The following is a 403-nucleotide window of genomic DNA, read 5'->3' on the forward strand; positions in this document are numbered from 1 at the left end:
GCTGCCGCCATCTCCGGCAAAAACCGCCCCACCTCCACGAAGTTCCGAAAGCCGCCTTCCACATACCAGAGGTCATCCTCATCCAGCTTGCGGCTCTGCTCCGGGTCGTAGGCAACCCCAATCAGCCAGGTAAACACCTCCAGCGCCACCTGATACTTCCCCTGCATCCGCTGCATGGTAGCCAGCCAGAACCGTTCTTTGATCAGCAGGGACAGGTCGTTGATTTCTGCTGCTAGGTCTGCCGCCCGCTGGTAAAACTTCTCCGCTTTGGCGTATTGCAGTTCGTCCCAGCAGTCGCTTGCCAGTTGGTCGAGTTGCTGAATTTCTTCCCGCTTTTCTTCGTGGGCGAGGTAGGTGTCAATATCAAAGTCATCGCTGAGGAAGTCGAAATCAGTCATAGGAG

1 protein-coding gene is annotated in these 403 nt (G+C 56.1%); it reads right to left on the minus strand.

The window, feature by feature from the left end; genetic code table 11:
- Nucleotides 1-403, minus strand: a 403-nt coding sequence (locus ACR6Z4_RS32260; protein WP_479721409.1) for a hypothetical protein, incomplete at both ends; no start/stop codon positions are given.

The organism is Calyptranema fuscum S582 (assembly GCF_055793305.1).